Here is a 23,270-nt window from a genome sequence, read left to right as displayed (position 1 = left end):
CCGCCCTATCAGGGAAAGTTCATGGGCATCTGCAGCCGGGCCGGTCGCCCCTCACGCTCCCTGCAGACCCATGTTAGCGGGACGCTGAAAGCGCCGCATGGAAATTTCTGCTTCGTCGCACGATGTGTGTCATATCGTCACATACTCGCCACACTATTACTTAACGTGCTGATTTTTAGCCACATTGAGCAAAGAAAGTTGCAATGCACCCCCTAGATGAAGCCACATTTGTCGCCGGCCAGATCGACTTCAATGACCTCGCGGAAGCCGCAAGGGCCAATGTGAAGGTCGTGGTCAGCCATCGAACTCAAGGCGAAGACCCAAATCAGCCCACGTCTGCGGAAATGACGGAGATGACCGCCAAGGCCGGCATGCGCTACTTGGAAATTCCAGTCTCGGGTCTTCCGGATCAGGCCGCTGCTCTTCGCACGCTTGAAGCTATGAACAGCCTGTCTCCGGGAGAACGCATCCTTCTCTTTTGCCGGTCGGGCATGAGATCAACCGCCGCCTGGGCCATGGCCGAGCGCCTGCGGGGCGCGAATGCGGATGATCTGCGAGCGACGGCGCTGGCCGCCGGCTACGACCTGAGCCGCCTGCCGCTTTAGCGGACGGCGGCCCGCGCCGCATAGGGCGCGGCGGGTTCGGGCGTACATGAGGCGACGATCCACTGCGTCGTCGCAAGACACAGCAAGGCGGCGATCACGGCCGGAAGCCGATTTGAGACAGGAAAAGCGGCAGTTCGGATCACGGCGACGGCTCCTGAATGGGTTACAAGCGTTGAACGCAAGGTCGGCGCCACGCTGGCCCCCGCTGCACGCCGAGGACGCCCGCCCGTGATCCCCTATGTCCGACAGTTCGACTTCACCTACGGCCATCGTGATCAGGTGTCGCCGCTGATCCAGCGGGTCATCGCCGACAATCCGGGACCTTTCACCTTCACCGGAACAGGGACCTATATCGTCGGGCGCGACATGCCGGGGACGAGTGTGGCGGTGATCGACCCCGGCCCCGAAGACGAGGCTCACCTGCACGCCCTGTTGCGCGCGGTGAAGGGGCGGACCGTCAGCCATATCCTGGTGACCCACACCCATCGCGACCACGCCCCCCTGTCGCGCGCCCTGGCCGAGGCGGTCGGCGGCGCGCCGATCCTGGCGGCGGCGCCGCAAGGGCCGACCATCCACGCCTCGGACGCCATGGATAAGGCCTCGATGGACGAGGACGACGATGCGGACTTCACAGCGGACGTCATCCTGAGCGACGGCGACAGGGTCGATGGCGACGGCTGGACGCTGGAGGCCATGGCCACCCCCGGCCATGCGTCCAACCACATGGCCTTTGCCCTGCGCGAGGAGAACGCCCTGTTCAGCGGCGACCACGTCATGGGCTGGTCCACCACGGTCGTCGCCCCGCCGGACGGCGACATGGCCGCCTATATGGCCAGTCTTGACCGGGTGCTGGCGCGCGGCTTCTCGACCATCTGGCCGACGCACGGCCCGGCCATCACCCAGGTCGCGCCCTTCCTGAAGGCCTATCGCGACCATCGGCTGGAGCGCGAGGCGCAGATCATGGCCCGGCTGGCGGCGGGCGACACGACCATCGCCCAGATGGTTCCGGCCCTCTATGCCGCCGTCGATCAGCGGCTGTGGCCGGCCGCCAGCCTGTCGGTGCTGTCACACCTGATCAAGCTGGTGAAGGAGGGCCGCGCCGCGGCCACGCCGGAACCGACGCTGGCCGCCAGCTACAGCCTGACCGCCGACTAGGGCTGCAGACCGTCCGTAATGGCGCGGGCCAGTCGGCAAGCCTCGTCGCCGACCGCCACGCCCTCTCGCTGGGCCACGCGCACGTCAGTGCGGCCCGGACGAATGCGAATGGCGGCGTCATGGGTCAGGCCGAACCAGAAGCCTTCCTTGGAGCCGTCCGCCCTGAAAGCCGCAGCGCCGCGAGGCGTGAATCCCGCCGCCTCCAGCGCCGCCGCCGCCGTTTCGGGCGCCACCTGGCGCGGAACGGAAACCAGATCAGGACAGGCGACGGATGGGGTCGCCCCCCCCTGCCCGCCGCGCATGGCCAGCACCGCACGGGAGAAGGCGGGAGGCTCGCCCGCGTCGGTGGTCACATCATTGGCGGCCGGGACGGCGAAGCGCTGCCCCTGCACCATGAACAGGGCCACGGCCGCGCCCGCTACGACCAGTGAAACCGCGGCGTAGAGCCCGCGGCGCCTCATGTCCTTCATCGCGACGATGACGGCGACCAAAGCCGCCGCCAGCCCGACAAAGGCCAGGATGCGTCCGATCCTCAGCGTCAGCACCTCCAGGCCGAACTCGGCGCTCCACAGACCGAGCCGCGTCCCGAAGACGGCGGCCAGCACCAGCAGAGGCGCCGCGAACGCCGCCAGCGTCAGCCAGCGCAGACGGATTTCAGCCGTTCGCGCCTGCGTTCGGGATGGTTCAGCCATGCGGCCCTCCTGAAAGATCAGCCTGCGGTCGGCAGACGGTAATCCTTCATCTGCTCGCGCAGCAGCTTCTTGTCGATCTTGCCCGTGGCGCCCAGCGGAATATCAGCCAGGAAGACCACGTCGTCCGGCATCCACCACTTGGCGATCTTGCCGACCAGGAAGTCCAGATGCTCCTGCTTGTCCTCGGTCTCGCCCTCCTTCAGCTTGATCAGCAGGACCGGGCGCTCATCCCATTTCGGGTGGGCCGAGCCGATGACGGCGGCCAGGGCGACCTTGGGATGGCCCACGGCCAGGTTCTCGATCTCGATGGAGCTGATCCATTCGCCGCCGGACTTGATGACGTCCTTGGCCCGGTCGGTGATCTGCATGAAACCGTGGTCGTCGATGGTCGAGACGTCGCCGGTGTCAAAGAAGCCTTCGTTATCCAGGATCTCGCCGCCCTCGTCGCGGAAATAGGCGCGGGCGATGGTCGGCCCCTTGATCATCAGGCGGCCGTAGGTCGAGCCGTCGTGCGGCATCTCCTGACCGGCGTAGTTCTTCAGCTTCAGTTCGACGCCCAGCGGCGGCGTGCCCTGCTTGACGCGCCACTTCAGCTGCTCCTCGAACGGCAGGGCGGCCAGTTCGGGCGTCATGTTCGACAGGGTGCCGATGGGCGAGGTCTCGGTCATGCCCCAGCCCTGCAACACCTCGACGCCGAACTCGTCATGGAAGGCGCGGATCATGCTTTCCGGCACGGCGGCGCCGCCGATCAGCACGCGCCTGACCGTCGAGAGCTTCAGATTGTTCTCGCGCAGGTGGTTCAGCAGCCCCTGCCAGACGGTCGGCACGGCGGCCGAGAAGGTGACGCCTTCGGTCTCCAGCAGTTCATAGATGGCCGGGCCGTCCATACGCGCGCCCGGCATGACCAGCTTGGAGCCCGCCGCCGGCCCGCCGAAGGCGATGCCCCAGGCATTGGCGTGGAACATGGGCACGACCGGCAGGATGACTTCCTTGGGCGTGGCGCCCAGGACCGTCGATTGCAGACCCAGCAGGGTGTGGATGAAGTTCGAGCGGTGCGAATAGAGGACGCCCTTGGGGTTCCCCGTCGTGCCCGAGGTGTAGCACAGGCCGCAGGCGGTCTGCTCGTCGAAGCCGCCCCACTCGATGTCTTCCGAGGATTGCTCCAGCACGGTCTCATAGCACTCGACCACCGGCAGCCTGGTCTGCGGCATGTGGTCCGGGTCGGTCATGATGACGACGCGCTCGACCGAAGGACAGTGCGGCAGGATGGCGTCCAGCAGCGGCACGAAGGTCAGGTCGACGAAGATGATCCGGTCACCGGCGTGGTTGATGATATAGACCAGCTGCTCCGGGAACAGGCGGGGGTTCAGGGTGTGGCACACCGCGCCGATGCCCATGATGCCGTACCAGGTCTCGATATGGTCGCCGGTGTTCCAGGCCAGGGTGGCGATCCGGTCGCCAGGCTGCACGCCCCAGGCCTTCAGGGCGTTCGACACCCGCTTGGCCCGACCGTGGATGGCTCCATAGGTGGTGCGCTCGATCGGCCCCTCGACGGATCTCGTCACGACCTCGCGGTTCGGGTGCCAATTCTTCGCGTGATCGAGAATCTTGTCGACCGTCAGCGGCCAGTCCTGCATCAAACCCAGCATCGCATTCCCTCGTCTCGCACCCTCTAGAACGTGGCGCTTTGCAGCGACGCTATCTAGGTGAACAGCGATAAGCAACGTGCCGTTAGGGAAACAAAGTCGCAGTTTCTATCGACGGTTTGCCAAACCCGACGGCTGATCTCGCGCCTTGGCCGCCGCCGCTCGTCTGACGATCTTTCTTCGGCGAACGCGCCTCTCCTCGCTTCTGCGGCCCTGGCCTGTCGTCAATCGCGCGCGATCCGCCTAAAAGCCGCCGGAACGCACGGAGACCCCCATGACCATCCTCATCGCCATCACTGGAGGCTCAGGCTCCGGCAAGAGCACACTGGCCGAAGCCCTGGTCGCCTCCCTGCCCGCCGGCGTAGCCGTGCTGATGCGCGAAGATTCCTATTATCTGGACGCCGCCAGCGTGCCGGGCTTTGACGCCGAGACTCATGATTTCGATGATGTCGCCGCTCGCGACCACGACCTGCTGATCCAGCACCTGAAGGATTTGAAGGCCGGCCGTCCCGTCGTCGCCCCCCTCTATTCCTTCATCCACCACGGCCGCGATCCGGGCGGCGAACCCATCCCGGCGGCCGAAGTGGTGATTCTGGAAGGCACCCACGTGCTGTGCGACCCGGCTCTGACCGCCCTGTTCGACATCAAGGTCTTTGTCGACACCCCCGCCGACATCCGCTTCATCCGCCGACTGCTGCGCGACCAGACCGAGCGCGGCCGCACCGCCGAATCCGTCATTCACCAGTACCTGCTGACGGTGCGGCCCGGGCACGAGCGCCATACGGAACCTTCGCGCACCCACGCCGATTTCATCGTCGCTGACGCTACGGCGGCCGTACGGCTGGAAGATCCGCAGGCGGTCATTCGCCTCGCCGCTCCGGTTCTCGCCCACCCGCTCCTAGCGGCTTGGCATCATTAATTGATTTCGATTCGCAGAACTTCGTTCCCTGTTGCAATCGTGGCATTTTAAAGGCACGTTATCCATAGTCCTTACGGGTATGTAACGATGACTGCTTTGGCCCAAGATCTCGATGATCCTCGACGCGCCGCCATTGTGCGCCAGGCCCGATTGCACTTCATCAACGAAGGCTACGCTGGCACACGAATGGAGCCGATCGCTCGGGAATCCGGCGTCTCAACGGCCACCCTCTATGCCTTTTTCGACAGCAAGGCGGTGCTCTTCGAAGCGGTGATCAACGACGCCTCGGAGGACTTCGCCCGACACATGGGCGCCGTGCCCATCGTCAGCGGCACGCCGCGCGAGCGGCTGGCGGCCTTCATGAGCGCCTATGCAGAGTTCATGAGCGACACCTTCGTTCGCTCCGTGTTTCGACTGGTGCTGGCGGAACGCCCGCGCTTTGAAGCCATCGCCATGCATTTCTTCGAGCGGGGACGAAACGACTTCGGCGCCGTCCTGATCGGAATGCTCATGGAAATGACCGCCGATGGCCAGATGAAGGTCGACAAGCCTTCATGGGCGGCGGGGCAGTTGATGGGGATGATCGAACACCCCGTCTTCTTCGTCCCGCTGGTCACGGGCGACGACGTCGTCGCTGAACGTGCGCCGCGCGCGATCGCCGAGGACGCAGTCGAAACCTTCCTCGCCCGCTACGCCGTCTAGTCGAGCCCCTTACGGCCAGAGGCGCGTCCGGCGCCAGGCCTCGCCTTCGCGGTCAAACCGCAACCGATCGTGCAGCCGGAAAGCTCGATCGCGCCAGAACTCGATCTGCTGCGGCACGACTCGCCAGCCCGTCCAGCGATCCGGGCGCAGCACTTCCTGCCCGTCAAAGCTCGCCGTCTTTTCAGCGACGCGCGCTTCCAGCATCGCCCGACTGGCCAGCGGCCGCGACTGATCAGAAGCCCAGGCCCCGATACGGCTCTCGCGCGCACGGCTGGCGAAGTAGGTGTCGGCCTCGGCCACACTGACCTGCTCGACAACACCACGCACGCGCACCTGCCGGCGCAGGCTCTTCCAGTGGAAGACCAGGGCCGCCGACGGATGGGCCCACAGCTGCTCGCCCTTGGCGCTTTCCTGGTTTGAGAAGAAGGTGAAGCCGCGCACGTCCACATCCTTCAGCAGGACGATCCGCGCATCCGGCATTCCCTCAGCGTCGATCGTCGCCAGGGTCATGGCGTTGGCGTCGTTCGGCTCCGACGCCTTGGCCGCCTCCAGCCACTCGGCGAACAGGCCATAGGGCTCGACTTGCTCGAACATGGTCTCGTCCGCATTGGCCGCCAGTTGCGCGGCGTAGTCCTGAACAGACGGGCTGGGCGGGATCAGGGGCTGGGTCATGCGTGATTCTCTACACCCGCATTTCCCCTACGTCATCAGCCGTAGACTAAGGCGCGACACCAAGCTTCACCATAAACTGAAATTCTCGTTTCAATCGACAAGGTTAACCCAGTCTTGACCATATTGGCCCGAGGCTGGTCGCCATGTGCGCGGACGCCCTCACCCCTGAACACGCCCGGTCGCTGCTGGGCCTGACCGGGCCCGTCGGTCCTGAAGGCCTGACCGCTGCCTTCCGTACGGCGGTCAAGGCCGCGCGTCCCGACGCGCACGGCGGCGACGCCGACAGGTTCCGCCGCGTCATCGCCGCCTATCGCCTCTTGCAGGCCCAGACCCTGGCCCTGCCCGCCCCCGCATCGCACGCCAAGTCGGCGCCCTTCACGCCGCCGCCCGCCCCTGCGCCCCTGCTGACCCTGACGCCGATGCAGGCGATCAGCGGCGGTTGCGTCCGCGTGGTCGTCGGATGTCGCACCCTGCTGATCCACGCTCCGCCGGGCGTCCGCAGCGGCGACACGATCCGGCTGAAACGCGGCGCCGCGAACGGCGGCGACCTTCTGCTGCCTGCCCTGATCCGGCCCGCCGACGGCCTGTCGGTCCTGGGCGGCGACCTGTTCATGACCTGGGCCGTGCCGCAACGGATGATGGACGACGGCGGTCGCATCGAGATCATGACACACGCCGGTCCGCGCTCGTCCTGGCTGGTTCCCGACATGGTCGAGCCGGTGCGTCTGCGCCTGAAAGGCCTGGGGCTGCCCGCACGCGGCAGTCGGCCCGCCGGCGACCTGTTCGTCAAGCTGGAGGCCTCGGCCGACCTGCCCTCGGCCGCCGAAGACCTGCTGCTGCGCTTCACGCGGGTCTGGACGCCGGAGCGCATCGCGGCCTAAGCGTTAGGCCATGTCGCACAATACCTTCGGTCATCTGTTCCGCGTCACCACCTGGGGCGAAAGCCACGGCCCGGCCATCGGCTGCGTCGTCGACGGCTGCCCGCCGCTGATCCCGCTGACCGAGGCCGACATCCAGCCCCTGCTCGACCTGAGGAAGCCCGGCGGCAGCCGCTTCGTCACCCAGCGGCAGGAGGCTGACCAGGTCCGCATCCTGTCCGGCGTCTTCGACGACGGAAACGGTCCCGTCACCACCGGCACGCCGATCAGCCTGATGATCGAGAACACCGACCAGCGCTCCAAGGATTACGGCGAGATCGCCCGCGCCTTCCGTCCCGGCCACGCCGACTTCGCCTATCAGACCAAGTACGGCGTGCGCGACCACCGCGGCGGCGGTCGCTCCTCCGCCCGCGAAACCGCCAGCCGCGTCGCCGCAGGCGCCGTGGCCCGCAAGGTTCTGGGTGAGACCATCCGCATCCGCGCCGGCGTGGTCCAGCTGGGTCCGCACCACATCGCCGACGAGGCCCTCGACTTCGACGCCGTCTATGACAACGCCCTGTTCGCCGCCTCGGCTGAGGTCGTCCCAGCGTGGGAGGCCTATCTGGACGGCGTGCGCAAGGCCGGTTCCTCCATCGGCGCCGTCGTGGCGCTGGAGGTCACGGGCGTCCCTGCCGGCTGGGGCGCGCCGCTCTACGCCAAGCTGGACGCCGAACTGGCCTCGGGCCTGATGTCGATCAACGCGGTCAAGGGCGTCGAGATCGGCGCGGGCTTCGGCGCCGCCGAACTGACGGGCGAGGACAACGCCGATGAAATGCGCCTGGGCGACGACGGCCTGCCGGTCTTCCTGTCCAACAAGGCGGGCGGGGTTCTGGGCGGCATCTCCACCGGCCAGCCGCTGACGGCGCGCGTGGCGTTCAAGCCCACCTCCTCCATCCTGACCCTGCGCCAGACCATCAACCGCGACGGCGCCGAGATCGACCTGCGCACCAAGGGCCGCCACGACCCCTGCGTCGCCCTGCGCGGCGTCCCGGTCGTCGAGGCCATGGCCGCCATCGTCCTGGCCGACGCCATGCTGCGCCACCGGGCGCAGGTGGGGTAGCGCCCCACAGCCGTCATCCCGGCCGAAGCGCAGCGCAGAGCCGGGACCGCAAGGAACGCCGCCGTCAGCACTTCTCGCGGTCCCGGATAGCGGCTCCGACACTTCCGGGATGACAAGCTTTGTGTCACACCCCTTTTCGCAACAGTCATTGTTACCTATATAGGTCTCGAACAGCGCGGCATAGGCTGCGCCACAGGGAGACCGCACCATGATCGACGTCAGACCTTTCAGCACCCTCGGCGGCGCCAACCACGGCTGGCTGAACGCCAAACACCACTTCTCGTTCGCCAACTACTATGATCCCAAGCGTATGGGCTGGGGCCGTCTGCGCGTCTGGAACGACGACGAGATCGCCGCCAAGTCGGGCTTCCCGCCCCACCCCCACGCCGACATGGAGATCATCACCTATGTCCGCACCGGCGCCATCACCCACGAGGACTCGATGGGCAACAAGGGCCGCACCGGCGCGGGCGATGTTCAGGTGATGAGCGCCGGCACGGGCGTGCGTCACTCCGAGTTCAACCTCGAGAACGAGACGACCACCCTGTTCCAGATCTGGATCGAGACGGACAAGCCGGGCGCCCCGCCGTCCTGGGGCCAGCGGGAGTTTCCCAAGAGCGACCGTTCGGGCCGCTTCACCGTCGTCGCCTCGGGCGATCCGGCGGACGAGGCCCTGTCGATCAACGCCGACGCCAGGATTCTGGCGGCGACGCTGAAGGCGGGCGAGAGCCTGACCTATGACCTGGCCGCCGGGCGTCGCGCCTATCTGGTGCCCGCCGTGGGCCGGGTGGACGTCAATGGAACGACGCTGAACGCCCGCGACGGCGCCGGCATCGTCGACGAAGCCGTGATCACCATCACGGCCAGCGAAGACGCCGAACTGGTCATGGTCGACAGTTTGTAAGAACACCCTCTGTCATCCCGGAAACGGCGCAGCCGTTATCCGGGACCCAGGCGGCGGCTCTATCCACTGTGCCGTCCCGCTGGCCGCCCACGTCTGGGTCCCGGGTTCCGCTTCGCGGCCCCGGGATGACGGCAAAAGGATGCGGGCCACGATCCCGCCGTCAGCCTCTGTTCACTTCCGTCGCGCAGAATGGGCGCCTCGGGAGATTCTCATGACCAAACCCTTCGCGCGGGCGACCGCCCTTCTGGCCGTCATCGGCGGTTCGCTGATGCTGCAAGGCTGCCTGGTCGGGGCCGTGGTCGGCACCGGCGCGGCCGTCGTCGGCGGCACGGTCAAGGCCACTGGCGCCGTGGTCGGCGCGGGCTTCGACGCCGTCACCACCTCGGACGAGGAAACCAAGGCCAGGCGCGAGCGCGAGCAGCGCGAATGGGAACGCGAACAGCGCCGCTGCGAACAACGCCAGCGCCAGGGCAAGGACTGCTAGGGCCTTGTTCATGCCGTTCTCACAGTCTTGACGACCTCACCCGCCAGACCCCAAATCCTTAGCCGGAAGAGGGGATCGGCGATGCGTGGATTGAGGCAAGGACTTGCAGCGCTGGCGATCGCCGGCCTCGGTCTTGGGGGAACAACAACGGCTGCGGCTCAGGCCGATGACGACTGGGAATTCGCTGAGGACGCCGCTCGCAGCCTGACCGTCGCCGCTGTCCGCTACGACTCGGGCCACGCCGTCATCGCCCAGTGCGCCAATGGCCAACTCCGGGTTCTGTTGGCCGGCCTGCCGGCGACCACCGAAACGTCGCGCCTTCTCACCGCTACCCGTTCAGGCGGCGCAACCGACACCCAGTCGTGGACCATGGATGAAGGCGGCTCCCTGACCAGCACCCTGCCTGCCCGCGATGCGCGGTTCCTGCGCGCGGGCGGCGGATTGCGGCTTCGGTCCGCTCCCGGAGACAGCGCACCGATCAACGCCGCGTTCGATCTTCCAGCCCAGTCCGCCAATCTCGATCGCGTACTGACAGCCTGCGGATACCCGCTTGTGGACGACCGGGACGCCATACCCAGGGCAGCGCCGGACCTGCGACTGCAAAGGCCTCCGCGCGAAGGCGACGTCGGCGGTCGCCCCGGACGTTCTCTGGAACTGAGCTGCATCATTCAGAACGGCGCCTACAGCCAATGCCATGCCGACCACTTTCCAAAGGCCATGAACGTCCGAAGCGCGCGAAGCGAAGCCCTCAACAGAAACGGCTCGCGCCTTCACCCCGACGACGCCGCCGCCAACGAAGGCAAGGTCGCCTATATCTTTGTCCCTCTGCTGATCGCCGTTGCGAGAGAAGGCCTCTGACAGCCCCTTGGCTGTGATCAGGCCGCTCACGCGCCAAGCGGCCCTGTCGGACCGCGCCATTTGCGGCCTAGGGTGAGCCTTCCTCCCCAAGCGAGCCAAGCATGCAGATCGCCATCCTGACCCTCGACGGCTTCAACGAGCTGGACAGCTTCATCGCGGCGGGCATCCTGAACCGGATGAAAGCGCAAGGCTGGGCCGCCCACATCACCTGCCCCACGCCCGAGGTCACCTCCATGGCCGGCGTCACCATCCAGCGCCAGAAGCCGCTGGAGTTCCTGGCCGAGGCCGACGCCGTCCTGATCGGCAGCGGCATCAAGACCCGCGACTACTCCGCCGATCCCGCCTTCCTGTCGCGCCTGCAACTGGACCCGTCGCGTCAACTGATCGGCGCCCAGTGCTCGGGAACCCTGTTGCTGGCCAAACTGGGCCTGATCGGCGACCTGCCCGCCTGTACCGACCTGACCACCAGGCCCTGGGTGGTCGAGGCCGGCGTCAATGTCGTGGACGCCCCCTTCGTCGCGCACGGCAATGTCGCCACAGCCGGCGGCTGCCTCGCCTCGCAATACCTCGCCGCCTGGATGATCGCCCGCCTGGCGACAGTTCAGGACGCCGAAGACGCCATCCACTACGTCGCCCCCGTCGGCGAGAAGGCTGAATACGTCGCGCGGGCGATGGCGGCGGTGGGCCGCTTCTAAAGCCCGAGGGCGCTCAGCATTAGCCTAAGCAGGGCGACAAGCCGTTGAGCAAACAATCAGGGCCGAAGCGAGCCCCTATCGCGAAAAGCCCCTCAATATACTTACTCTACTACCAAAAAGGCATATGGCCCCGCCAACGCAGCGCAACTGAATACGTCGCACGGAATTCAAGACCACCCTGAACCCGTGCGACGCATTAATACAATGAGACGCGACATTCGTCCCTTTAGGATACGCTGCCATTGCTACAGACATCAGCAACGCGCTGAGCCATATCGCGATCCTTCTCAAGCAATGCTTGCTTGAATGCATCATCGCACCGCCCGCCATTGATCATCCTGGCAAGACGCTGAGCCCGCCTGAATTTCTGACGCTCATCACGGGCCGCCTCACGATTCCCCCGTACGCCGATTTCCCACTCAGAGATCCGCATCTCCATGACATTGCGCCAATTCGGATCGGGGATCCTTTGCACCACCGGTGGCGACTGTGGCGGCAGCAACATTGGCTGAACAGGGGGATTTGAGGTTTGCGCCGAAGCGCCGACCGCTCCCACCGATATACAGATGAGGAAGCCCAACGCAGAACATCTCATTAGCCCACTCCTTGAGAAAGGAGCACACAGTCATTCAAAGAACGATGGTCGTCAACCTTGCGCTTCGCGCCTATCGCACCCCGATGTATTTGTGGGTCTGGACGCTGAGCCGCCATTGCGGGTGGGTCAGGCAGTATTCGATGGCGGCGGCGGTGTTGGCGGCCTGGTCGGGGCCGTCCATGGGTTGCAGCCAGAAGCGTTCGAAGTCGAGACCCTCGAACCGCTCGGGCATGGCCAGCGGCTGAGGGAAGACCAGCTTCAGCTCCTGCCCCGAGGTCTGGACCACCGGCGCGTCGGCCTTGGGGCTGATGCAGATCCAGTCGATCCCCTCGGGCGCGGCCAGGGTGCCGTTGCTCTCGATGGCGACCTCGAACCCGCGGGCGTGCAGGGCCTCGATCAGGGGCGCGTCCAACTGCATCAGCGGCTCGCCGCCGGTGCAGACCACCAGCTTGGGATCGCCCTCGCGACCCCGCCACATGCCGGCGACATGGTCGGCCATCAGGTCGGCGGTCTTGAACTTGCCGCCGCCGTCGCCGTTCACGCCGACGAAATCCGTGTCGCAGAAGCTGCAGACGGCGGTGGCCCGGTCCCGCTCCAGCCCGCTCCACAGGTTGCAGCCGGCAAAGCGCAGGAAGACGGCGGGCCTTCCGGCCTGACCACCCTCGCCCTGCACCGTCAGAAAGACTTCCTTGGCCGAATAGGTCACGCGCGCGCCGCCCATTCGCCATAGCCCGCCGCGCGCAGCTCGCAGGCCGGGCAGGTGCCGCAGCCATAGCCCCAGTCGTGGCGATGGGTCCGGTCGCCCAGATAGCAGGTGTGGCTGGCCTCCACAATCATCTCCACCAACGCCGCGCCGCCGATCCGCTCGGCCAGGGCCCAGGTCTGGGCCTTGGTCAGGAACATCAGCGGCGTCTCGATCGGCGACGGCCTGGCCAGCCCCAGGGTCAGGGCCTGGCTCATGGCCTGGATCGTATCGTTGCGGCAGTCGGGATAGCCCGAGAAGTCGGTCTCGCACATGCCGCCGACCAGAACCTCCAGCCCCCTGCGGTCGGCCAGGGCCGCCGCCGCCACCAGAAAGATCAGGTTGCGCCCCGGCACGAAGGTGTTGGGCAGGCCGCGCGCGTCAGCCTCGATGGCGCGATCCGTGGTCATGGCCGTCTCGCCGATGGCCCCGAAACCTGTCAGGTCGACCACGTGATCCGGCCCCAGCCGGTCGGACCATTGCGGCAGGACGTTCACCATCTGCTCGCGCACCGTCTGGCGCGCCTGCATCTCGACCGCGTGACGCTGGCCATAGTCGAAGCCGATGGTCTCGACGCGGTCATAGCGTTTCAGCGCCCAGGCCAGGCAGGTGGCGCTGTCCTGCCCGCCCGAAAACAAAACAAGGGCCGATTTTTCAGAAGCTTGCGGCGTAACGCTCATGACGAACCTGCGGTCGGCCGACGGCCGCGCGCATCCAGAAGGAGACAGGGAAAGATTGGATCAGCCCTCCCTATACGCCACTCGGCGTCGCGCCGCAAAACACGACCGCTCCACCCTTTTCGTCAGTTTGAGCAAATTCGGTTCGCCCTTAACCCTTTCGCAAAGCGTTCTCACAGAATGTAAAACTCCATATTGGAGTGCCGGCCGTATGCCGACGATCGAAGTGCTGACCGAGCGCGCAGAGCCGGTGACCGCCGCCACCATGGCGAGCGCGGTCCTTGCTCGGTTTGAGCGCGAACCGGACACCCTGGTCATCCCGGTCGTCGATGGCGAACGCCCCCTGGGGCTGATCGAACGCAGCGACTTCCTGATGAAGCTGTCCAGCTCGCTGGGTCAGAGTCTGTACGGCGCCCGCGAAGTCACCCACGTCATGGACGCCGAACCCGCCGTGGTCGAAGCCGGGGTCCGCATCGACGCCTTTTCCGACATCATCCTGAAGAGCGGGCCCGGCGCCCTGATGCGCGGCTTCATCGTCACCCGCAACGGCGCCTATCGCGGCGTCGGCACGGCTGTGTCCCTGCTGCGCGCGGTCAACGCCATCCAGCGCCAGCAGAACCTCGACCTGAGCGATCAGGTGCGCGCCCTCAACGACGCCGAGGTCCAGGCCGCAGCCTCGGCCCGCGCCAAGAGCCAGTTCATGGGCCTGATGAGCCGCGAACTGCGCACGCCGATGAACGGCGTCCTGGCCGTCGCCGAACTGCTGCGTCGCCAGCCTCTGAGCCAAGCCGCTCTCGCCCACGTCCAGACCATCATCGATTCCTCGGAAACCCTGCTCGACACCCTGCAGGACGCCCTGGACCTGGCACGAGCCCAGGCCGGCGAGCTGGAACTGAAGCCCGAGCCGACGCCGCTGCGCGCCGTAATGGACGAGGTTCAAGCCCTGTGGGCGCCCCGCGCCGCCCAGGACGGCGTGACCCTGATGGTCGGCTATGAAGGCGACACCGAGCTGGCCGGCGTGCTGGACGGCGCGCGCCTGACCCAGGTGTTCAACAACCTGATCGGCCACGCCCTGAAATTCGCCCGCAACGGCATGGTGGAAGCCAGCCTCAAGGCCATGGTCATCGGCGACCATGTGCGCCTGGAAGCTCGCGTTCGTGACGACGGCCCCGGCGTAGACTCGACGCGCATCGACCAGATTTTCGAACAGACGGACGGCGCGGACGGCGCAGGCCTGGGCCTGGCGATCAGCCGCCACCTGATCGAGCAGATGGACGGCCGCATCTGGGCCGAGAACAATATCGGTCGCGGCGCCACCTTCGCCTTCGACCTGTCGGCGCCGCGCGCCGTCATCGAACAGGAAGAGCCGTCCAACGTCTCCACCCTGGACGAACTGGATCTGCAGGCCCGCCCGCACGTCCTGATCGCCGACGACAACGCGACCAACCGCGTCGTGGCCCAGGCCCTGTGCGAAATGTTCGGCTGCACGTCGGAAACCGTCGAGGACGGCCAGGAAGCGCTGGAAGCCGTTCAGATTCGTCCGTTCGACCTGATCCTGATGGACATCAAGATGCCGCGCATGGACGGCGTCCAGGCGACTCAGGCCATTCGCGCCCTGCCCGGTGACAGCCGGAACATTCCCATCGTGGCCTTGACCGCCAACGCCGATCCTGAGGACGCCAAGCACTATCTGGCCGTCGGCATGGCCGCCGTGGTGGAAAAGCCCATCAAACCGGAGCGCCTGCGCATGGCGATGAACGCGGCTCTCGCCGCCGACCCCGCCGTCGCGTCGGACGCGCCGACGGCGCGGAAACGTCCCGCCGCCTGATCCCTCGCCCTCCGGCGGCCTGACCCGCGGCCACTGGACAAGCCCCCGCGCCACGGGCCACCAAGGCGAGCGCTGTCACGCTCGGCCTGACCGTCGACAGCCTTAGCCAAGGGCGTCTCGATGACGGATATGTTTTTGACCAACCTGCTGCCGCAACTCGCCGCGGGCGCGGCTCACACCCATGCCCTGGGCTTTCAGTATGAAGGTCTGGACGGCGACCGCGTGCGCCTGCGCGTGCCCTATCGTGACGACCTGATCGGCGATCCCGAGACCGGCGTCCTCGCCGGGGGGCTGGTCACCACCCTGCTGGACCATGTCGGCGGCCTGGCGGTCTGGGTCGGCCTTGGGACCTATCAACCCATCGCCACCCTCGATCTGCGGGTCGATTACATGCGCGCCGCCATGCCCAAGCGCGATCTGATCGCCGAGGCACGCTGCTACCGGTTGACGCGCAGCATCGGTTTCGTCCGCGCCTGGGCTTTCGAGGACGACTCCGCCGATCCCGTGGCGGCCGCCCAGTCCGCCTATGTCATCAGCGCCGAGGGCGATCACCGCGCCGGCGCCAACCTGCGCCCTCGGGCCAGCCACACTGGAGACGCTGCATGAGCGCCCCCCTGCTCGACAGCCTGCCCTACGCCCGCTTCCTGGGCCTGCAGACGCAGTTGAACGGGGACGAACTGACGGTCGTCATGCCCTTTGCCGACCATCTGATCGGCAATCCCATGCTGCCGGCCCTGCACGGCGGATCGACCGCCGCCCTGCTGGAGATGACCGCCGTCGCCCAGGTGGCGCTCACCTATCCGCGCCTGCGTCTGCCCCGCCCGATCAACGTCACCGTGGCCTATCTGCGTTCGGGTCGCCCGAACGACGTCTTCGCCCAGGCCCGGATCAACAAGGCCGGCCGGCGCGTCGCATACGTGGTGGCCGAGGCCTGGCAGCAAGGCCGCGACCAGCCCATCGCCGCCCTGACCGCCCACTTCCTGCTCGATGACGATGAGGGCTCAACCTAGGGCGGCGAAAACAACTTAAGATTGAAACGTAACCCTTGGTAAACAAACCCCTACCAAACACCCTTAATACGCGTTAAGAAATGACGGTGTTTCTTTATTGAGGGGTAAAGCCATGGATCGCTCTGAAGTCATCGCCAGCGTCGCTGGCGACCTCTACGCCACCGAAAAGGCTGTGGATGACGCCATCACCCACGCCACCACCCTGGTTCAGTCGATGATCGGCGCCCGCGCCGCCCTGTCGATCTCTCCGGTGTCCGGCGCTGCTTCGCAAGCCAAGGCCATCGAGGCCATCATGGCTCTCAGCACCGCCCGCGACGCCGTCGTCGCCTGCCACGCCGAGCTGCAGAAGGATCACCGTCGCCTCGGCTACGGCGTCTACGCCGCCGGCCCGCTGAACAAGCCCGACGAGTGGGACGACCGCCCGATGACCCGCAAGAGCGATCATCTGCGCGTCGCTTAATTCGGCGTAATCTAGGATATCGAGGCTCCGGTTCTCGATAACTCTGCTGTATGTTGGCCCCCATTGTCATGGCGACAGTGGGGGCCTTCGTGTTTGAAACCATTGCTGGCTACGTTGGTGCCGGATTCATGGTCATTGTAGGCCTGTTCGCCCTGCTCAAGGGCGGAGAACCCGAGCGCATAGGCGCCGGCGCCTATCTGTTCGCTTGGTTTGCGTCGCTGATGGCGCAAACTTCGGGCGGCTATTTCGGCGTGCAATGGGGCGTCTTCGCAGTCGACGTCGTGCTGCTGATCGTCTTCGGCACCATGGTCTGGAAGGCGCCGCGTTCGTGGCCGGTCTGGGCCTGCGCCCTGCAGCTTCTGGCCGTGACCAGCCACATCATGATCATGGCGGACCTGCGCACCCCCATCTCGGCCTTCTATACCGTCGTCAACATGACCGGTTACGGCATCATGCTCGCGATCGCCATCGGCACCTTCTGGGCGTGGCAAGAACGCCGCGCCATCGGCGACGAAGCCGAATAGGTGGATATTCCTATCACTCCGCGATAGATTGCTGGCGTCGCCGTTGCAGGAACGCCCTTGCCCCTCTCCCACGCCAGACTCTGGAAGGCCCTGGACGCCCTGGCGCGTCGCGAGGGAACCTCGCCGTCCGGCCTGGCGCGTCGCGCGGGCCTGGACGCCACCAGCTTCAATCCGTCCAAACGCTTCGGCCCCGGCGAGCCGCCCCGTCCGCGCTGGCCTTCGACCGAGAGCCTGACCCGAGTTCTGGAGGCGACTGGCCTTTCCTTGGCCGCCTTCGCCGCACTCGCCGACGACGCCCCGGCCGAAGACCGCTCCATCCCCCTGCTGGGCCTGGCCAAGGCGGGCGCCGACGGCTTCTTCGACGACGCCGGCCTGCCCCTGGCCGAGGGCTGGGACCAGACCAGCCTGCCGACGCACAAGGACAGCCTGTTCAGCCTGACCATCGACGGGGATTCCATGGCGCCCCTCTATCGCCCCGGCGACCGGGTGATCGTGGATCTGGAGGCTTCAGATGTGCGGCGCGGCGACCGGGTGGCGGTGCGAACCGCTCAAGGCGAGACCCTGGCCAAGGAGATCGCAGCGATGAATGCGCGCGAAGTGACCCTGGCCTCGATCAACCCCGCCTATCCGCCCCGCGCCCTGCCCCGCCGCGACATCCTGTGGATGGCACGCATCCTCTGGGTCAGTCAGTAGCCCAAGGCCGGCACAGCCACGAAACTGGCGCTCAAGTAGGCCGAACGGCCGATAGCGCACAAAAAGAGAGCCGCCCCCGGTCAGGGACGGCTCTCTCCATTCAGACTGTCAGTGGCTTAGTTCGGCGCGACGTGGTGGGCGTTCACCCAGCCGCCGCCGGCGATCTGGACCCACTCGCCTTGCGAACCCACGGCGGTGAAGGGCTGGCCGGCCGACAGGCTGCCGGTCTGGCGATAGCTGGTCCCCGGACCCGTGCGGATGCGCAGGTTCGACGTGGCGCGGTAGGAGTTGGCGGCCGCCTGGTTGGCCGAACGCGCGCGCTGCTGGTTGCAGCCGATGTAGGAACCGGCGGCGGCGCCGGCGCCCGCGCCGACCACGGCGCCGAGGGCGCGCTCATTCTTGGACACCTGGCTGCCGGCCAGGCCGCCCAGTACGGCGCCGATCGCGGCGCCGGCGCGCTGACGGCCGCCCGGCGCGTCACAGTTGGTGACGCCGTTGGCTTGCGGCATGGCGCTGGCGGTCATCGGCACGGCGGCCGAGCCCAGAGCGGCGAACATTGCGGTGGCGGCCAGACCCGCCTTGAAGAACTTCGACATGTCTCTCTCCTGTCATCGAGTGTCGTGAGGAGGACAATGCCCCGGCGAAGCTGAAGGCTCCCCCGGCCTCGCCGTTATTTTCGGTTCATCTTTCTTGGGCCTACCGCACATCCTTGTTGGGCCTATCGCCCTTCGGGCTGCTTGAGGCCCTGCCCCCTCAATAGAAAAGAGCCGCCACAGTTTCCTGCGACGGCTCCAATCATTCAGCTCTAGGCCAGTTCGCCGTTCGCGCCCGCTTCGATCAGGGCGATGGTCTGGGGCAGACCATAGATGGCCGCAAACGACCCGAAGCGCGGTCCCTGCGAGGCGCCCAGCAGCACCTCGTAGAGCGCCTGGAACCAGGCCCGCAGCGGCTCGAACTCATGCGCCTTGCCCACGGCGTAAACCTCGCCCTGGATGATCTCGCCGTCGGTCGTGTCGGCCGGCAGGGCCTTTAGACGGTCCGCCAGATCCAGCAGCGCCGCCTTCTCCTTGTCGTCGGGCAGACGATAGGTCTTCGAGGGCTTCACAAAGTCCTCGTAGTAGTTCAGCGCATAGCCCATCAGGCGGTCCAGCACGGGCTCGCTCGTCGGCGTGGCGTCCGGCAGGTATTTGGCGAAATAGGCCCACAGCTGGTCCTTGCTGGAGGCGTTGGCCACGCCGACCAGGTTCAGCAGCAGCGCGAAGGATACCGGAGAGGCGCTCTCGGGCGGGGTCCCTGAGTGAATGTGCCAGACGGCGTTGTCGATCTGCTTGGCCGGTTCCTGCGTCCTGTACTGCTCGATGAAGGACAGATAGTCGTCCGTCGCGCGCGGGATGACGTTGAAGTGCAGGCTCTTGGCCGACTTCGGCGACTGGAACATGTACCAGCTCAGGCTCTCGGGCGTGCCGTAACGCAGCCACTCCTCCATCGTCAGGCCGTTGCCCTTGGACTTGGAGATCTTCTTGCCTTCGACGTCGAGGAAGAGCTCGTAGTTGAAGCCTTCCGGCGGCGTGCCGCCCAGGGCGCGACAGATCTTGCCGCTCTCGCGCACGCTCTCGATCAGGTCCTTGCCCGACATCTCATAGTCGACGTCCAGCGCGGTCCAGCGCATGGCCCAGTCGGGCTTCCACTGCAACTTCACATGGCCGCCGGTGACGGGGACCTCGGTGCGGCCGCCCGCAGGATCGTCAAAGACGATGGTGCCGCGCTCGACATTGCGCTCCAGCGTCGGCACCTGCAGCACATGGCCGGTGATCGGGCTGATCGGCAGGAAGGGCGAATAGGTGGCGCGACGCTCCTCGCCCAGGGTCGGCAGCATGATGCCCATGACCTTGTCGAAGCGTTCCAGCAGGGTCAGCAGGGTCGCGTCGAACCGGCCCGACCGATAGGTCTCGGTCGAGGACATGAACTCGTAGTCGAAGCCGAAGCTGTCGAGGAAGGCGCGCAGGCGGGCGTTGTTGTGCGCGCCAAAGCTGTCATGCGTGCCGAACGGATCGCGCACCTTGGTCAGCGGCAGATGAAGGTCCTCGCGCAGCATCTCCGGGTTCGGCACCCCCTCGGGCACCTTGCGCAGGCCGTCCATATCGTCGCTGAAGGCGATCAGGCGCGTGCGCCAGTGATCGCCGGTCAGGGCGCGGAACGCATTGCGCACCATGGTCGTGCGGGCGACTTCGCCAAAGGTGCCCATATGCGGCAGGCCGGACGGTCCGTAACCCGTCTCCAGGATCACCGGCCGGTTCAGCGCCTCGAAGGTCGCCAGAGCCTCGTCCGCCTTGCCCGCGTCGATCAGCAGTTTCGCCGCATCGCGCTCCGCGTCCGACAGCCGTTTTTTGAGCACGTGGGCCAGCAGGTTGCGCGCTTGCTCAAACGGCCACGAACGGGCCTCACGGGACAGGGTTTCAAGGTTCTGAAGCATCCACGGGCTTTGCAGCCTTGAACGCGCGCGGTCAACCGCAGCGGGCGGATCAACCCAACCCTGCCTCGCATGACAGGCATTTAAGTAGGCGCGGCCCACCCGCCGTGTTCATCCTGCGTGGCCTCACCGGACCCCGCTTCAGCCGGCGAAGCCCTTTATACGGCGCAACTGGCCATGGCGCGCGATCTCCCCCTGTGGGGCGGCGAGCCTGATCAGGATATCTACGCCGCCCTGCTGGCCGGGGGCAGCGACCCTCAGGACGCCTTCTACGCCTCCCTCTTCGGCCCGCTTGAGCAGAGCAGGCGGGAGGGCGACATCACCGGCCCCTCCGATCCCCGCTTCGACGCCGTCTTCGAACGCTGGGCGCGATCCAGCGCGCGCGGCCTGAGGCCCGCCCCCGACCCGAGCGTCGGGGCCTTTCGCGCCTGGTATCGCAACCGCACCGGCCTGGATCTGAACGCCGACCCAGACTGGCTGGCCAGCCACGACCCCGACTATGCAGGCCCCATCCAAAGGGAAAACAAACTGCATATGAGGATCAGGGACCAGCACCTGCTCGACCTAATCCGGTCACGGCTGGACACGCATCGCCGCGTCCTCGTGGTCTATGGCGGCAGCCACATCGCCACGATGTGGAGCCCTCTGGTCCGCCAACTGGGTCGACCCCGCCTGATCGGCGGGGCCTAGAGCCGCGCTTCGGCGTTTCTCGGCAACTGCATCTGGTTCTCGAAACTCATGGCCAGATCGCCGTCCTGATTGGTCACCCAGGTCTTGGTGCGGACCACGCCCCGGTCGGGTTGGCTCTTTGACGGGCGGATTTCCATGATCTCGCGGCGAACCGTCAGCGTGTCGCCCGGCCGTACAGGTCGTACCCACCACAGGGCGTCGACATTCATGCCCAGCAGTGGCGTCGCGCCGAAATAGCCCGCATCGACGAACTCGCGCATCACCCGCGAGGCGACGTGCCAGCCGCTGGCGATCAGACCGCCGAACCGGCCCTCGGCGGCGGCGGCGGCGTCGATGTGCATCGGCTGGGGGTCGAACTGCTCGGCGAAGGCGATCACCTCGGCCTCGGTGATGGTGAAGGGCGCCCCTTCCCAGCTTTCACCGACCGTCAGGTCGTCCAGATAGCGATCGGCCATGTCGTCTTCCTCATGCGAACTGGGGGTCAGATAGTCGCTTCGCGCGGCGCGGCCAACCGCCCTGCGCCTTGACCCGGCGGCGCGGGCATGGCCTTTGCCCGTCCTCATGCTGACCTCCGATTTCGACTTCGACCTGCCCGATGCCTGCATCGCGCTGCGCCCTGCCGAGCCGCGCGATTCCGCGCGTCTGCTGGTGGTCAGGGACGGCGCGCTGGACGATCGGATCATCCGCGACCTGCCGGACTTCCTGCAGCCCGGCGATGCCCTGGTGTTCAACGACACGCGGGTCATCCCCGCGCGCCTGTCCGGCGTGCGCCAGCGGATCGGGCCGGAGGGCGAGACCCTGACCGTCGAGGTCGAGGCCACCTTGCACCACCGCGACGCCCCCGACGTCTGGTCCGCCTTCATGAAGCCGGGCAAGCGCATCAAGCCGGGCGACCGCATCCATTTCGGCCGCAGCAACGACGCCGCCTGCGAGCTGGGCCGCCTCGACGCCACGGTCGAGGCGAAGGACGAAGACGGCCTGATCACCCTGCGCTTCGACCTGGCCGGGCCGGCGCTGGACGACGCCATACGCGACGTCGGGGTCATGCCCCTGCCCCCCTATATCGCGGCCAAGCGGCCCGAGGACGACCGCGACCTGAGGGATTATCAGACGGTCTTCGCCACCTATGACGGTTCGGTCGCAGCGCCCACGGCGGGCCTGCACTTCACCCCGGCCCTGCTGGACGCCATCCGCGCGCGCGGCGTCAGCACCCACGCCGTGACCCTGCACGTCGGCGCCGGCACCTTCCTGCCGGTCAAGGCCGACGACACCGCCGACCACAAGATGCACTCCGAGTGGGGCGAGGTCTCGCCCCAGACCGCCGCCGCCCTGAACGCCGTCCGCGCCGCCGGCGGCCGCATCGTCTGCGTCGGCACCACCAGCTTGCGCCTGCTGGAAAGCGCCACGACCGAGGACGGCGTGGTCCAGCCCTTCCACGGCGACACCGCCATCTTCATCACGCCCGGCTACCGCTTCCGCGCCTGCGACGTGCTGATGACCAACTTCCACCTGCCGAAATCGACCCTGTTCATGCTGGTCAGCGCCTTCGCCGGGCTGGAGACCATGCGCGCCGCCTACGCCCACGCCATCGACAACGGCTACCGCTTCTATTCCTATGGCGACGGGAGCCTGCTGTTCAGGAAGGACGCATGACCGAGAACCTGCCCGACGATTTCGCCGCCTCCCTGGACATCCTCGCTTCAGCGGCGAGCGAGATGCAGGACCCGTGGTGGATCTTCGGCGGCGCGGCCATGGTGCTGTGGGGGCTGCAGGACTGGCGGGCGCCGGACATCGACATCCTGTGCAGTCCGCGTGACGCGCGCCGCCTGATCGAGGGTCTTCACGGCGAGGTCACGCCCGATCCCGGCGAGGGTCTGTTCCGTTCGCAGGTCTTCGGCCAGATCCTGACCACGCCCGTGCCGCTGGACGTCATGGCCAATATGGACGTGCGCGCCGGCGGCGACTGGGTTCCCGTCACCTTCTCGACCCGCGTGCCGATCGTGCTGGAGGACTTCACCGTCTTCACGCCCTCGATCACCGAGCAGATCGAGACCTGCCGCCTGTTCGGCCGCCCCAAGGACCTGCAGCGCGCCGAAATGCTGGAAAGCCTGCGCTAGTCCCAACAGGTCGTCATCCCGGAAACGGCGAAGCCGTTATCCGGGACCGCTCAAAACGCGACGCCTGCCGCGATCCCGGCTCAAGGCCGGGATGACGATGTCGGGGGTGACAGGGCGGACCCGCATATGCTTGAGAGCCACGAGCCAGCCGCATG

28 protein-coding genes are annotated in these 23,270 nt (G+C 66.7%); 19 read left to right on the top strand and 9 right to left on the bottom strand.

Annotated features, from left to right (window positions below; translation table 11 throughout):
• Nucleotides 1-203: 203 nt before the first annotated feature.
• Both ACFYLW_RS03895 and ACFYLW_RS03890 read left to right on the top strand, forming a co-directional pair.
• Entirely contained in the window at nt 204-605 is a 402-nt protein-coding gene (locus ACFYLW_RS03895; RefSeq protein WP_312062360.1) for a TIGR01244 family sulfur transferase, read from the top strand.
• Between the two features lie 228 nt (nt 606-833).
• Nucleotides 834-1,760 (top strand): MBL fold metallo-hydrolase, encoded by a 927-nt coding sequence (locus ACFYLW_RS03890; RefSeq protein WP_312062358.1) that lies wholly within the window; start codon nt 834-836, stop codon nt 1,758-1,760.
• On the opposite strand, the gene ACFYLW_RS03885 is transcribed toward ACFYLW_RS03890, so the two are convergent.
• The gene (locus ACFYLW_RS03885; protein ID WP_312062356.1) at nt 1,757-2,452 is read right to left on the bottom strand and encodes a DUF1499 domain-containing protein; all 696 of its coding nucleotides are present in this window, start codon (nt 2,450-2,452) and stop codon (nt 1,757-1,759) included. The genes ACFYLW_RS03890 and ACFYLW_RS03885 overlap by 4 nt on opposite strands.
• 17 nt (nt 2,453-2,469) lie before the next feature.
• A complete protein-coding gene (locus ACFYLW_RS03880; RefSeq protein ID WP_312062353.1) occupies nt 2,470-4,101 on the bottom strand; it encodes a long-chain-fatty-acid--CoA ligase in 1,632 nt (543 codons plus the stop codon).
• Nucleotides 4,102-4,372: 271 nt separating this feature from the next.
• Here ACFYLW_RS03880 and udk point away from each other — a divergent pair, with 271 nt between their 5' ends.
• Together udk and ACFYLW_RS03870 are read left to right on the top strand one after the other, a co-directional pair.
• Entirely contained in the window at nt 4,373-5,017 is a 645-nt protein-coding gene (gene udk / locus ACFYLW_RS03875) for a uridine kinase (protein ID WP_312062352.1), read from the top strand.
• A gap of 87 nt (nt 5,018-5,104) precedes the next feature.
• Nucleotides 5,105-5,719, top strand: a complete 615-nt coding sequence (locus ACFYLW_RS03870; RefSeq protein WP_292082433.1) for a TetR/AcrR family transcriptional regulator — start codon at nt 5,105-5,107, stop codon at nt 5,717-5,719.
• A 9-nt stretch (nt 5,720-5,728) separates the two neighbouring features.
• Here ACFYLW_RS03870 and pdxH read toward each other — a convergent pair whose 3' ends face one another.
• Entirely contained in the window at nt 5,729-6,391 is a 663-nt protein-coding gene (gene pdxH, locus ACFYLW_RS03865; protein ID WP_312062351.1) for a pyridoxamine 5'-phosphate oxidase, read from the bottom strand.
• 143 nt (nt 6,392-6,534) lie between these two features.
• Between pdxH and ACFYLW_RS03860 the strand changes: the two genes are divergently transcribed.
• The 6 genes from ACFYLW_RS03860 (at nt 6,535) to ACFYLW_RS03835 (ending at nt 11,309) form a co-directional block, all read left to right on the top strand.
• On the top strand, nt 6,535-7,272 hold the full coding sequence (locus tag ACFYLW_RS03860; RefSeq protein WP_312062349.1) for a DnaJ C-terminal domain-containing protein: 738 nt from the start codon (nt 6,535-6,537) through the stop codon (nt 7,270-7,272).
• Nucleotides 7,273-7,282: 10 nt separating this feature from the next.
• Nucleotides 7,283-8,368 (top strand): chorismate synthase, encoded by a 1,086-nt coding sequence (aroC, locus tag ACFYLW_RS03855; RefSeq protein ID WP_312062348.1) that lies wholly within the window; start codon nt 7,283-7,285, stop codon nt 8,366-8,368.
• Nucleotides 8,369-8,576: 208 nt separating this feature from the next.
• Complete coding sequence (locus tag ACFYLW_RS03850) at nt 8,577-9,272, top strand: pirin family protein (protein WP_313472624.1); 696 nt, start codon at nt 8,577-8,579, stop codon at nt 9,270-9,272.
• Nucleotides 9,273-9,483: 211 nt separating this feature from the next.
• Nucleotides 9,484-9,756, top strand: a complete 273-nt coding sequence (locus ACFYLW_RS03845; RefSeq protein ID WP_312062345.1) for a hypothetical protein — start codon at nt 9,484-9,486, stop codon at nt 9,754-9,756.
• A 27-nt stretch (nt 9,757-9,783) separates the two neighbouring features.
• Complete coding sequence (locus ACFYLW_RS03840) at nt 9,784-10,614, top strand: hypothetical protein (protein ID WP_312062344.1); 831 nt, start codon at nt 9,784-9,786, stop codon at nt 10,612-10,614.
• 101 nt (nt 10,615-10,715) lie between these two features.
• The gene (locus ACFYLW_RS03835) at nt 10,716-11,309 is read left to right on the top strand and encodes a DJ-1/PfpI family protein (protein ID WP_312062343.1); all 594 of its coding nucleotides are present in this window, start codon (nt 10,716-10,718) and stop codon (nt 11,307-11,309) included.
• A 226-nt stretch (nt 11,310-11,535) separates the two neighbouring features.
• On the opposite strand, the gene ACFYLW_RS03830 is transcribed toward ACFYLW_RS03835, so the two are convergent.
• The 3 genes from ACFYLW_RS03830 to queC form a co-directional block, all read right to left on the bottom strand.
• Nucleotides 11,536-11,889 (bottom strand): hypothetical protein, encoded by a 354-nt coding sequence (locus ACFYLW_RS03830; RefSeq protein WP_312062341.1) that lies wholly within the window; start codon nt 11,887-11,889, stop codon nt 11,536-11,538.
• A gap of 85 nt (nt 11,890-11,974) precedes the next feature.
• Nucleotides 11,975-12,610, bottom strand: coding sequence for a 7-carboxy-7-deazaguanine synthase (gene queE / locus ACFYLW_RS03825; protein WP_312062387.1), 636 nt, complete (start codon nt 12,608-12,610; stop codon nt 11,975-11,977).
• On the bottom strand, nt 12,607-13,326 hold the full coding sequence (gene queC / locus ACFYLW_RS03820; RefSeq protein WP_312062340.1) for a 7-cyano-7-deazaguanine synthase QueC: 720 nt from the start codon (nt 13,324-13,326) through the stop codon (nt 12,607-12,609). Before queC ends, queE begins: the two co-directional genes overlap by 4 nt.
• 208 nt (nt 13,327-13,534) lie before the next feature.
• Between queC and ACFYLW_RS03815 the strand changes: the two genes are divergently transcribed.
• From ACFYLW_RS03815 to ACFYLW_RS03790, 6 genes are all read left to right on the top strand, one after another.
• Nucleotides 13,535-15,151, top strand: coding sequence for a response regulator (locus ACFYLW_RS03815; RefSeq protein WP_312062338.1), 1,617 nt, complete (start codon nt 13,535-13,537; stop codon nt 15,149-15,151).
• 120 nt (nt 15,152-15,271) lie between these two features.
• Nucleotides 15,272-15,757 (top strand): PaaI family thioesterase, encoded by a 486-nt coding sequence (locus tag ACFYLW_RS03810; RefSeq protein WP_312062337.1) that lies wholly within the window; start codon nt 15,272-15,274, stop codon nt 15,755-15,757.
• A complete protein-coding gene (locus tag ACFYLW_RS03805) occupies nt 15,754-16,161 on the top strand; it encodes a PaaI family thioesterase (RefSeq protein ID WP_312062335.1) in 408 nt (135 codons plus the stop codon). Before ACFYLW_RS03810 ends, ACFYLW_RS03805 begins: the two co-directional genes overlap by 4 nt.
• A 112-nt stretch (nt 16,162-16,273) precedes the next feature.
• Nucleotides 16,274-16,621 (top strand): hypothetical protein, encoded by a 348-nt coding sequence (locus ACFYLW_RS03800; RefSeq protein ID WP_292082419.1) that lies wholly within the window; start codon nt 16,274-16,276, stop codon nt 16,619-16,621.
• A gap of 128 nt (nt 16,622-16,749) precedes the next feature.
• Nucleotides 16,750-17,145, top strand: coding sequence for a hypothetical protein (locus tag ACFYLW_RS03795; RefSeq protein WP_312062333.1), 396 nt, complete (start codon nt 16,750-16,752; stop codon nt 17,143-17,145).
• 57 nt (nt 17,146-17,202) lie between these two features.
• A complete protein-coding gene (locus ACFYLW_RS03790; protein WP_292082417.1) occupies nt 17,203-17,838 on the top strand; it encodes a helix-turn-helix transcriptional regulator in 636 nt (211 codons plus the stop codon).
• A 116-nt stretch (nt 17,839-17,954) separates the two neighbouring features.
• Here ACFYLW_RS03790 and ACFYLW_RS03785 read toward each other — a convergent pair whose 3' ends face one another.
• Nucleotides 17,955-18,434 carry an SH3 domain-containing protein gene (locus tag ACFYLW_RS03785; protein ID WP_312062332.1) on the bottom strand — a complete coding sequence of 160 codons (480 nt, stop codon included), beginning with the start codon at nt 18,432-18,434 and terminating at the stop codon, nt 17,955-17,957.
• A 209-nt stretch (nt 18,435-18,643) separates the two neighbouring features.
• Nucleotides 18,644-20,311, bottom strand: a complete 1,668-nt coding sequence (locus ACFYLW_RS03780; RefSeq protein WP_312062331.1) for a lysine--tRNA ligase — start codon at nt 20,309-20,311, stop codon at nt 18,644-18,646.
• Nucleotides 20,312-20,485: 174 nt separating this feature from the next.
• Between ACFYLW_RS03780 and ACFYLW_RS03775 the strand changes: the two genes are divergently transcribed.
• Complete coding sequence (locus tag ACFYLW_RS03775; RefSeq protein WP_312062330.1) at nt 20,486-20,998, top strand: hypothetical protein; 513 nt, start codon at nt 20,486-20,488, stop codon at nt 20,996-20,998.
• Here ACFYLW_RS03775 and ACFYLW_RS03770 read toward each other — a convergent pair.
• Complete coding sequence (locus tag ACFYLW_RS03770) at nt 20,995-21,561, bottom strand: MaoC family dehydratase (RefSeq protein WP_312062329.1); 567 nt, start codon at nt 21,559-21,561, stop codon at nt 20,995-20,997. The genes ACFYLW_RS03775 and ACFYLW_RS03770 overlap by 4 nt on opposite strands.
• Between ACFYLW_RS03770 and queA the strand changes: the two genes are divergently transcribed.
• Together queA and ACFYLW_RS03760 are read left to right on the top strand one after the other, a co-directional pair.
• Nucleotides 21,560-22,651, top strand: coding sequence for a tRNA preQ1(34) S-adenosylmethionine ribosyltransferase-isomerase QueA (gene queA / locus ACFYLW_RS03765; protein WP_312062327.1), 1,092 nt, complete (start codon nt 21,560-21,562; stop codon nt 22,649-22,651). The two genes, ACFYLW_RS03770 and queA, sit on opposite strands and share 2 nt — an antisense overlap.
• Entirely contained in the window at nt 22,648-23,115 is a 468-nt protein-coding gene (locus tag ACFYLW_RS03760) for a hypothetical protein (protein ID WP_312062325.1), read from the top strand. The genes queA and ACFYLW_RS03760 overlap by 4 nt, the downstream gene beginning before the upstream one ends.
• Nucleotides 23,116-23,270 lie beyond the last annotated feature (155 nt).

It is taken from the genome of Brevundimonas sp. NPDC007368, assembly GCF_042869015.1.
Taxonomy (GTDB): domain Bacteria; phylum Pseudomonadota; class Alphaproteobacteria; order Caulobacterales; family Caulobacteraceae; genus Brevundimonas.
This window is presented reverse-complemented; position numbering and strand designations above follow the sequence as displayed.

Bases quoted from the DNA above. Each gene is read 5' to 3' on its own strand.
- ACFYLW_RS03895 (WP_312062360.1), top strand. From the start codon at position 204: ATGCACCCCCTAGATGAAGCCACATTTGTCGCCGGCCAGATCGACTTC.
- ACFYLW_RS03800 (WP_292082419.1), top strand. From the start codon at position 16,274: ATGGATCGCTCTGAAGTCATCGCCAGCGTCGCTGGCGACCTCTACGCC.
- udk (WP_312062352.1), top strand. From the start codon at position 4,373: ATGACCATCCTCATCGCCATCACTGGAGGCTCAGGCTCCGGCAAGAGC.
- ACFYLW_RS03860 (WP_312062349.1), top strand. From the start codon at position 6,535: ATGTGCGCGGACGCCCTCACCCCTGAACACGCCCGGTCGCTGCTGGGC.
- ACFYLW_RS03785 (WP_312062332.1), bottom strand. From the start codon at position 18,434: ATGTCGAAGTTCTTCAAGGCGGGTCTGGCCGCCACCGCAATGTTCGCC.
- ACFYLW_RS03805 (WP_312062335.1), top strand. From the start codon at position 15,754: ATGAGCGCCCCCCTGCTCGACAGCCTGCCCTACGCCCGCTTCCTGGGC.
- ACFYLW_RS03845 (WP_312062345.1), top strand. From the start codon at position 9,484: ATGACCAAACCCTTCGCGCGGGCGACCGCCCTTCTGGCCGTCATCGGC.
- aroC (WP_312062348.1), top strand. From the start codon at position 7,283: ATGTCGCACAATACCTTCGGTCATCTGTTCCGCGTCACCACCTGGGGC.
- ACFYLW_RS03870 (WP_292082433.1), top strand. From the start codon at position 5,105: ATGACTGCTTTGGCCCAAGATCTCGATGATCCTCGACGCGCCGCCATT.
- queA (WP_312062327.1), top strand. From the start codon at position 21,560: ATGCTGACCTCCGATTTCGACTTCGACCTGCCCGATGCCTGCATCGCG.
- ACFYLW_RS03770 (WP_312062329.1), bottom strand. From the start codon at position 21,561: ATGAGGACGGGCAAAGGCCATGCCCGCGCCGCCGGGTCAAGGCGCAGG.
- ACFYLW_RS03815 (WP_312062338.1), top strand. From the start codon at position 13,535: ATGCCGACGATCGAAGTGCTGACCGAGCGCGCAGAGCCGGTGACCGCC.
- ACFYLW_RS03760 (WP_312062325.1), top strand. From the start codon at position 22,648: ATGACCGAGAACCTGCCCGACGATTTCGCCGCCTCCCTGGACATCCTC.
- queC (WP_312062340.1), bottom strand. From the start codon at position 13,326: ATGAGCGTTACGCCGCAAGCTTCTGAAAAATCGGCCCTTGTTTTGTTT.
- ACFYLW_RS03810 (WP_312062337.1), top strand. From the start codon at position 15,272: ATGACGGATATGTTTTTGACCAACCTGCTGCCGCAACTCGCCGCGGGC.
- ACFYLW_RS03835 (WP_312062343.1), top strand. From the start codon at position 10,716: ATGCAGATCGCCATCCTGACCCTCGACGGCTTCAACGAGCTGGACAGC.
- ACFYLW_RS03850 (WP_313472624.1), top strand. From the start codon at position 8,577: ATGATCGACGTCAGACCTTTCAGCACCCTCGGCGGCGCCAACCACGGC.
- ACFYLW_RS03795 (WP_312062333.1), top strand. From the start codon at position 16,750: ATGGTCATTGTAGGCCTGTTCGCCCTGCTCAAGGGCGGAGAACCCGAG.
- ACFYLW_RS03775 (WP_312062330.1), top strand. From the start codon at position 20,486: ATGGCGCGCGATCTCCCCCTGTGGGGCGGCGAGCCTGATCAGGATATC.
- pdxH (WP_312062351.1), bottom strand. From the start codon at position 6,391: ATGACCCAGCCCCTGATCCCGCCCAGCCCGTCTGTTCAGGACTACGCC.
- ACFYLW_RS03880 (WP_312062353.1), bottom strand. From the start codon at position 4,101: ATGCTGGGTTTGATGCAGGACTGGCCGCTGACGGTCGACAAGATTCTC.
- ACFYLW_RS03780 (WP_312062331.1), bottom strand. From the start codon at position 20,311: ATGCTTCAGAACCTTGAAACCCTGTCCCGTGAGGCCCGTTCGTGGCCG.
- ACFYLW_RS03885 (WP_312062356.1), bottom strand. From the start codon at position 2,452: ATGGCTGAACCATCCCGAACGCAGGCGCGAACGGCTGAAATCCGTCTG.